Here is a 7,234-nt window from a genome sequence, read left to right as displayed (position 1 = left end):
GTGGATGTTACTTCCAAAATAACAATTTCTGAAAAAAGCTTTTTTCTTGTGTATTGAGAGTTAACTGTTTTTCAGCAATCTCCCCATAGCCTAGGGTAATTCTATTTTCTATTTCATAAAAATCATTAATCAAATCAAAACCCAGATATTTATTTGACAAGTCACTTAGTAACTGTCTAGCTAAATGGTTGGTGGAGTTATCTATAGAGCCAACATAATAAAATTTATAATAATTTTCCCACTCTTCAATGTCATCCAAGGAAAATTTTGGATCTGTTATAATTTCTTCTTTCCATTCATCACCTTCTTGGTATTCATGTTCATAACCTATTGAGGCGTTAAGCCATTCTTTTTCAAAGTCTTGAGGTTCTCCATCCTGATAAAAAGCTTGATCTTCACATTCAGTAACTCTTCTAACTTCTATATTATTTTTAAATATCATATAACTAGCTGCATTAGAACTATCTACACATTCAAAAAATATTACCCAATCATTCAATGAGGATTTTTTAAGCCTTTCATTCCATAAATCTTTATCTTGATAAGCAGAAAAGAAAAAATTGTGGTTATGAATAATGACTAAATTATCTTTAATAAACTCTAATTCAATAGCTTCATTTGCTTTGAAATTAGGTTCTAAAATTTCAAAGTCTTTTTCAGTCCAATTGTTAATTAAGTCAACTATTTCTTCTAAATTACCTTTAAAGGGAAATATCATCCCACCAGATCTATAACCCATGATTATTAATTTATTTTGATTAAAAATTTATCTTATCAAAAATTAAGATTTTCTAAAATTAACATAATACACCTTATGCGAAATCCAAATGTTAGAACCCATTTAAAGTGTCTATATTCTTACAAGCGATTTTTTGTTTATCGCAAGATAAAATCAGCGAACTGCAATAGATCAATAACTTACGCCATTAGGACGGAAGAAAGTTTCTAAATCATTTGTAAAAAATGTTCGCTGATCGTATGTAATTACCATAAATTAATAAGTTAAACGATTCATTTTATTTTGTGGAGTATGTGTCTTATGAATCAGCCTAGAAATGAGTTTGAGGTTCTACAAAAAATGATGGAGGATCAAATTTTAGGGGCAAAAGATCCTCAACATAAGATCCATCAACGTCTCCAAGAAAGCCTTAAAAAAGATGCAGAGGAGTTAGCACTCCGTAAAGCATGGAAACGTGCTCAGGATATTGTTTGCCATAGCTTCGATCAAAAAACGATTGACGCATGTAGACAAAGTAGTGAGGAACGTTTAGAACGGCTGATTTCAGGTGAATCTACCTTTGAAGAAGAAGACGCGGTACTAATGATGCAATGGCGCGCCTTAAATAATCGACCTAAAAACCAGGACTAAAATCATTATCCTGATCGTGATTCCTTACTTTTTCAGAAGTTACAGCTTTTTCCCTCATTTTCAAAGGCACACGTTCAATGACTTGTCGCTGTATAAATGCTAATTCTTCATCAATAGGGGCGATCTGAATAACTGAACCCTCTAAGTTTTGGCCGAGATCCCTTAAATATCCCAACTTCTCAAGTCGATCGAACGATTCAGTATTCAAAAGATCAATATAACGCTGTAAATCATGTTGAATCAATGTTATAGGTTCAGTCGTTTGAGGATCTTTCAATAAAGTTTGCAGCATATTCTGCTGTAAAAACAATAATTTTTCTCGCGCATACCACTGTTGTCGAGTACGTGGCGTTTCAGCTTGCTTGCTTAGTTCTTCAATCTCTTTTCGATTTTTTAATTCAGCCTCATAAAACGAACGATACTGCTCATAACGATTTTCAGCGCGAATACGTTGAATTTCTTCAATCATATGCTGTTGTTTGGCCCACAACTCAGGTTCATTCTCACACGCAAAACGTACCGCCTTATTCATCACGGGGACATCCTGCAGCTGGGTTCCATACTTCTTGTTGTAATCTCGGTGTGATAAACAACTCACCCTACTCGGCACTTCTATCTGAATACCTCGAATCTCAACCTGTTTCATTGGCGCATACCGCATAAGACTGTCATTAATCAGTTCTTCAGTTTTCTGTCGGTACAACTGCAGCTGTGCTTTGCCCATCCCCAATACATCAGCCGTGAGCTTCTGCGCACCACCTTTCTGCGGATCCTTGGGGTTATAACGCTTAAAAAACTGTTCGGCTGAACGATCAATCCCATCCATATGCCGTTCACTGTACATCAGATGCAAATGCGGTTGCTCAATCCCGGCAATTAAACCCGCATGATTATGGATGGCGCAGCTAAATGGAAAACGATAGCGGTCGGCAAACTCGGTAATAAACGCTTCAGCCAACTCAATCCGTTGCGCTTGGTTTAATTCTTTGGGTAAAGCCACGACCAGACTGGAACAGGTTCGGCCATTACTCCGTTCATATACATCTGCAGCCTGCCAAAATTCAGCCGGTTTTCCCTCGGCAAAACTGGGTAAATTCCCGGATTTCACAAACTCAATGTGCTCAGAAACCGATTCCTTATAACTTTTAAAGTGTGACGTTCGGGTGATGTAATGAAAGCGATTCTTGGCTGTGGCGCCATCTTTGATTTTTCCTGATCGTGTCTTTATCGCTTTTTTTGCGGTGTGTTCAAGGTTGCAATAGAACATATATCACCTTCATTTTTAGCCGGGGCCTCGCAGAGCCTGCGGAGCACGAGGAGGAGTGTTTCTAATTCGATATAATTGCGTAGTAATTATATCAAATTAGAAACACGGAAACGAGCTTAAATATTTAAAAAAATGTTCCCACATTTATTTAAATATTTTTCCGTGATGCATATGCTAGACTGAAAACAGAAAAATCTCACCCAATTTATGCTGGAGAATGCGATGGCGGCCCGTGGAAGACCTGCGAAAATACTCACCTCAAATGACCTCATGACATTGCAGCAGTTCCTGGAAAAACTCCCCTTCCTCAAGAAAAACCAACAACAGGCTTTGACCTTACTTCAGCAAGCGAATGGCATATTCAATGACAAACAGCTCAGTCTGCTGAAAACTGCAGATCGAGATAAAAACCAATTTTTAAAAAGACAGGCTCTCATCGAACAAATCCAACTTAAACATAAGAATCAACAACCACTCTATGCCAATGAAATTGAAATCTTAGCACTGCTCCAACAACCAATGGACCAGGACAACTTCTTCCGCTTAGATCGTGCACTCGAGTCTTACCAGAAAATTGAAAAAGCCACTTTAGAAGATCGAATTCGTGTAGAAAAAGAAGACCGCAGAGAACTCCTCAAAAAAACCAGTAAAGAATTGACCGAGGCTCAAAAGAGACGCAATGCAGAGAACAAACTCAAATATGAATTGGGGGGTGCAGTCTTAGCGGCATGGAAAGAACTTGGAAGACCGATCGAAAATATTGAAGCAAGAAAAGTCAAAAACAACATCGTCAATAATCAACACTTTTATGCAATGGTCAGCCAGACAACGCTATATCAATATATTCATCCAATGACAGGCAACTACTTCCAAACCAGAAAACTATTGATCCAAGTAATCGAAGGATTATGTGAATATACAGAGCACGATACAGAACTCTACGTAACCGAAGTCAAAAATCACTTAGAAGGGTCATAAAATGCGATTACAGCCATGTTTAAACACAAAGATAGAGAAAGCGTTGTTAAACAATAAAAATGGCTGTAATCGCAAAATATAGTCTTTCAAACACAAGACTAAGGTCATAAAAATGGCTTGCTCTTCAATTTCAATATACCGAAAAGGTATAAACCAAGTGAGTGTCTACGAGCGACATAACCAAAAGTCGCGCCTTGGCTCTCTGAAAAACTGCTTTTTCTATAAATTGAGTTCAAAAATTTATGGATCAATGGGCTTTATTTGATTCTAGAACGAGCATCGCGAGTAAAAAGCTTTATGAGCAAAGCGAATTCATTTTTTGTTGTTGCTTTTGCTTGTGCTTTTTTCAGTATAAAAATTGAATCCGGTATGAGAAAAAAAATTGCCCCTTAGAACTGAGCGAAAGCGAAGTTCAATAGAGTTTGAGCAGAGCGAAAACATAGGGCAATTTTTAAAGAAATAGGTTTTTAATTATTTTTAAAATTTTAAATGCTTTTAACACTATTGAAAGTATTGTAAATAAAAGCTTTTAGAGTTAATAAAAAGACTTTTAGTTACCTATAAAAAGACTTTTAGTTACCTATAAAAAGACTTTTAGTTACCTATAAAAAGACTTTTAGTTGTCTTTAAAAGACAAAAAAATACTTGTCTTTTAAATGTTTTATATTAATATGTCTTTAAATAATTTTTAACCTTCATCAAGACACTTAATTACCATGAAAAAAGATCTTGTCGTTAAAACCAATCGTTTGAATCAAGCATTTCAGGTACTTTCTTTAGCAGAATTTCATATTGTTCAGTTGGCAATTGTTGATGCAAGAGATACAGGTACAGGACTCAGTACAGATTTACCATTGAAGATTAGTGCTTTACGTTATGCCGAGGCTTTTGAAACCACTCGACAAAATGCATATATGCGTATGAAAGAAGCTGAAGAAACTCTTTTTAATCGTCGCTTTAGTTTCTTTGATGAAGATGGTCAACTTGTAAAAAGTCGTTGGATTTCACAGGTTAAATACTTAGATAACGAAGGCGCTTTAGAGATAGTTTTTACTCCTGCTGTAGTGCAAGGAATCAGCCGTATTGATGGGGTTAAAGAGTTTTTTACTCAGTATCTTTTAAGTCAAACAGCTCAGCTAAAAAGTATTTATTCGAGCAGACTTTATGAATTATTAATTCAATGGAGGAATACAGGTAAAACCCCAATATTTAGTTTAGAAGAGTTTAGGGCACGATTAGGAATCGAGAAAGACCAGTATAAATTAATGAGTGATTTTAAGAAGCGAGTCTTAGATCTAGCAATTAAAGATATTAATGAAAAAACTGATATTAAAGCGACTTATGAACAACATAAGCAAGGACGCATGATTACAGGCTTTTCATTCAGTTTTAAACACAAGAAGAAAGAAATTTCGTCAATAAAAAATGAATCCAATATTTCAGATTTATTCTTAAAACTTACTGATGCACAACGCCATCTTTTTGCAAATAAGCTTTCAGAACTTCCAGAAATGAATAAATACTCTCAAGGTACTGAGAGCTATCCTCAATTTGCTGTTCGAATTGCTGAAATGTTACAACACCAAGAAAAATTTATGGAACTACTACCATATCTTAAAAAAGTAGGATTTAACTCAAAATAAATTTCATGTTCAGGTAGGATGTTCACATGAACATCCTTGTACATGCACTGAGGGATTACATTGAACACAACAAAATTTAGCGTTATGGACGCTAGTAAAGCCTTTAAAAAATCACGAACAACAATATATGAAGATTTAAAAAATGGTAAGTTATCAAGGGATAATGATGGTCTTATAGATTTATCAGAACTAATTAGAGTCTATGGAAATCCTATCAGTGTTCAGGCTAGTACACGTACTGAACACGCTCAAAAGGATGTACAGGTACACGTTCAAACTGAAGTTGAAAATGTATTGAAAGATCAAATTTCTTTGCTCAAAAGTCAGCTTGATTTAGCCAATCAAAGAGAAAAGTCTTTAATGCAACATATCGAAGACCTTACGCATAGAATTGAGTTTAAAGGGATCTTAGAGCCTCTAAAAAAAGAAAAAACTGATCAATCTGAACCTGATATGACAACGGATCCTCGGCTAGAACCTGAGCAAAAAGAAGAAAATTTAACGATACCAGTCGTAGCAGAAAATAAACGTATTCCTATACCGGAGCCAGTAGAAGAAGAACCGAAGAAAAGGGGCTTCCTGAGTCGCTTCTTCCTGCCGAATGGTTAAACTGAGCTAATCAAAAATGTGGAACATTGATCAGATATTAGGCGTGGAACGTGAAAAATCATAAAAAAAACCCATTCGGGCTAGAATGGGCTGTCAAGTTTAGACTATACCACTGAAATTAAATAATAAAATATTAGCATTTCGCATAAGGTGTATTATGTTAATTTTAGAAAAAATTTATAATTTTCTACATATAACTCCTTCTACGATACCTAAAATTTCGTATTGCTTATCATCGAACTCAAAATATTTAAAACTATTAGGTACTGATTGAATAAAGAAGTTTTCTTCTCCTACCTCTCTTTTTACAGTACCTAAACTTGGTAATTTCTGCTTATCAATAGCAGCATATATAACTTGCACACCATCTTTTAAATCTTCTTGAGTTCCTCTCAATAAATTAACAATTAATATTTGTTCATAATTATTATAAATATCTGAAGTAGAGAGGCTTAAATTTTTAGGAAGTCTTACTGCTATAAAATTGGATATAGGACCTATATATGGAACAAATAGGTTCAAATTACTAGAATGCCCATTGCTTACAGGGTTCTCAACATAAATGGGTTGATTAAATATTATGTTTTCCCTCAGAATCAATCGATCCCATTCATTTATATATAAATACTGGTTTTTTTTGACCACATTTTTATAAAATTCTTTACTTTGTTTCGAAAGATATTCATGGGTTTCTCTAGTATTACCATGCAAAAGAACATAAGAATCACAATCTAAACATTCTGCTAATTTTTCTAATGTTCCAACCCTTGGTATGGAATGGCCAGACTCATATAAAGAAATATTTCTTACTGCTATTCCACAACACTGGGCTAACTCGTCCTGAGTTAATCCTTTTCTGCTCCGAAAATCTCTAAGTCTTATAGCAAAGGAGCTATTAGGACCATCAATCAAATGTACCATCATATCATTATACCCCACACAAAAAGCATCATAAAAAAACACCACAAACATCAAGATAGCATCAATATAAATTACAATCAAGATGTATAAAATCATGTTTACACACCAAACATCATAACAAAACATCATAGTACAGTGTAGGAAAATTAATGAACGATGGAATTAAATAAGGGGAAATAATGTTTTATTTAGTCATGGCTAAATAATTAGTCTCTTATAATTTAGCTAGTGAAAGTTGGGAGAGTTTTAGTCTCTCTTCTAAGTATATTCTCACATCAATTCAAGTCCTTCACAGCTATACGACCTAGCTATAATTTATTATGATGAATAGGAGTTCCAAAAAATAATAATAAGAGATAGGTACAAAAGGAGTAGTTATACTGAGTGAATCAATACGAAAACCTCAGGCTATTCAGTTTTAGGTTTGTTTTCTAATTTGTTCTCCAT

General features: G+C 34.7%; 7 protein-coding genes. 4 read left to right on the top strand and 3 right to left on the bottom strand.

Annotation, left to right across the window (positions count from 1 at the left end):
* Positions 1-7: 7 nt before the first annotated feature.
* Positions 8-739: a hypothetical protein gene (locus tag ACK2M2_RS16010; RefSeq protein WP_419349849.1), complete on the bottom strand. Its 732-nt coding sequence runs from the start codon at positions 737-739 to the stop codon at positions 8-10.
* A 300-nt stretch (positions 740-1,039) separates the two neighbouring features.
* Here ACK2M2_RS16010 and ACK2M2_RS16005 point away from each other — a divergent pair, with 300 nt between their 5' ends.
* On the top strand, positions 1,040-1,369 hold the full coding sequence (locus tag ACK2M2_RS16005; RefSeq protein ID WP_419349847.1) for a hypothetical protein: 330 nt from the start codon (positions 1,040-1,042) through the stop codon (positions 1,367-1,369).
* Here ACK2M2_RS16005 and ACK2M2_RS16000 read toward each other — a convergent pair.
* Complete coding sequence (locus ACK2M2_RS16000) at positions 1,353-2,636, bottom strand: MobA/MobL family protein (protein ID WP_068911102.1); 1,284 nt, start codon at positions 2,634-2,636, stop codon at positions 1,353-1,355. The genes ACK2M2_RS16005 and ACK2M2_RS16000 overlap by 17 nt on opposite strands.
* 222 nt (positions 2,637-2,858) lie before the next feature.
* On the opposite strand from ACK2M2_RS16000, the gene ACK2M2_RS15995 reads away from it, so the two are divergent.
* From ACK2M2_RS15995 to ACK2M2_RS15985, 3 genes are all read left to right on the top strand, one after another.
* Positions 2,859-3,614 (top strand): hypothetical protein, encoded by a 756-nt coding sequence (locus ACK2M2_RS15995; protein WP_159373039.1) that lies wholly within the window; start codon positions 2,859-2,861, stop codon positions 3,612-3,614.
* A gap of 716 nt (positions 3,615-4,330) precedes the next feature.
* Complete coding sequence (gene repM, locus ACK2M2_RS15990; protein WP_121533529.1) at positions 4,331-5,257, top strand: replication initiation protein RepM; 927 nt, start codon at positions 4,331-4,333, stop codon at positions 5,255-5,257.
* 60 nt (positions 5,258-5,317) lie between these two features.
* On the top strand, positions 5,318-5,866 hold the full coding sequence (locus ACK2M2_RS15985) for a plasmid replication DNA-binding protein (RefSeq protein ID WP_231517337.1): 549 nt from the start codon (positions 5,318-5,320) through the stop codon (positions 5,864-5,866).
* 177 nt (positions 5,867-6,043) lie between these two features.
* Here the strand turns inward: ACK2M2_RS15985 and ACK2M2_RS15980 are convergent, their stop codons facing one another.
* The gene (locus ACK2M2_RS15980) at positions 6,044-6,883 is read right to left on the bottom strand and encodes a helix-turn-helix domain-containing protein (RefSeq protein ID WP_419349844.1); all 840 of its coding nucleotides are present in this window, start codon (positions 6,881-6,883) and stop codon (positions 6,044-6,046) included.
* Between the last annotated feature and the right edge of the window lie 351 nt (positions 6,884-7,234).

The sequence above is a fragment of the Acinetobacter sp. TY1 genome (genome assembly GCF_048551395.1).
Classification (GTDB): domain Bacteria; phylum Pseudomonadota; class Gammaproteobacteria; order Pseudomonadales; family Moraxellaceae; genus Acinetobacter.
This window is presented reverse-complemented; position numbering and strand designations above follow the sequence as displayed.

What these genes read in the sequence shown, in the direction of transcription:
- ACK2M2_RS16010 (WP_419349849.1), bottom strand. Translation starts at nt 739, where the DNA reads ATGGGTTATAGATCTGGTGGGATGATATTTCCCTTTAAAGGTAATTTA.
- repM (WP_121533529.1), top strand. Translation starts at nt 4,331, where the DNA reads ATGAAAAAAGATCTTGTCGTTAAAACCAATCGTTTGAATCAAGCATTT.
- ACK2M2_RS15995 (WP_159373039.1), top strand. Translation starts at nt 2,859, where the DNA reads ATGGCGGCCCGTGGAAGACCTGCGAAAATACTCACCTCAAATGACCTC.
- ACK2M2_RS16000 (WP_068911102.1), bottom strand. Translation starts at nt 2,636, where the DNA reads ATGTTCTATTGCAACCTTGAACACACCGCAAAAAAAGCGATAAAGACA.
- ACK2M2_RS16005 (WP_419349847.1), top strand. Translation starts at nt 1,040, where the DNA reads ATGAATCAGCCTAGAAATGAGTTTGAGGTTCTACAAAAAATGATGGAG.
- ACK2M2_RS15980 (WP_419349844.1), bottom strand. Translation starts at nt 6,883, where the DNA reads ATGATTTTATACATCTTGATTGTAATTTATATTGATGCTATCTTGATG.